Genomic DNA, 761 nt, shown 5'->3' with positions numbered 1-761 from the left:
GAGGCGACCTCGGCCCTCGACGCCGAATCCGAGCGCCTGGTCCAGGGGGCCCTGACCCGGCTGATGCGGGGCCGCACCACCCTGGTGATCGCCCACCGCCTCTCGACGGTGCGGGACGCCGACCTGATCGTGGCGATGGAGGGGGGCCGGGTCACCGAGACCGGCAGCCACGCGGCGCTGATCGCGCGGGGCGGCACCTACGCCCGGCTGCACCGGCTCCAGCTCGCCGACGACCGGGAGCCCGTGACCGCGGCCGAGGCATCGTGAGGGCGGACGGGGCCGGGGGCCCGTCCGGGCGGCGCCTCGCCGCGGGCATCGCCTTCGCGCTCCTCGCCGTCACCCTGTGGGGCGGCTGGTTCGTGATCACCCGCCGGACCGTGGGGGCGGGGGGCGTGCTCGGGCCTGCCGACCTCGTGGCGCTCCGCTTCGGGCTCGGCGGTCTCCTGCTGCTGCCGGTGGTGCTGCTGCGCCTGCGCGGCCTCGATCGCAAGGCCGTGGTCGACGGGCTCTTCCTCTACGCCGCGCAAGGCGCGCCGTTCGCGCTCCTGATCTCGGTCGCCCTGCGCCATGCCCCGGCGGGCCACGGCGCGGCGCTGACGCCCGGCACCATGCCGCTCTTCGCCGCCCTGCTGGGCGTCCTCGTGCTGCGCGACCGGCCGGGCCGATGGGCGCTCGCCGGCCTCGGCCTGATCGCCGCCGGGGCGCTCGCCCTGGCGGGCGGCTTTCGCGACGCCGACGAATTGTTCGGCTACGCCCTGTTC

The 761-nt window shown here is 77.1% G+C and carries 1 protein-coding gene and 1 pseudogene; both read left to right on the top strand.

Annotated features, from left to right (window positions below; genetic code table 11):
• A pseudogene (locus VQ02_RS38575) lies at window positions 1-267 on the top strand (ABC transporter permease); the annotation flags it as partial.
• The coding region (locus tag VQ02_RS33990) for an EamA family transporter (protein WP_245239939.1) at window positions 264-761 on the top strand (498 nt) is incomplete at its 3' end. The pseudogene VQ02_RS38575 and the gene VQ02_RS33990, both read left to right, overlap by 4 nt.

The organism is Methylobacterium variabile, assembly GCF_001043975.1.
GTDB lineage: Bacteria > Pseudomonadota > Alphaproteobacteria > Rhizobiales > Beijerinckiaceae > Methylobacterium > Methylobacterium variabile.
Note: the sequence above shows the minus strand (reverse complement) of the source record. Positions and strands in the feature narration are given on the sequence as shown.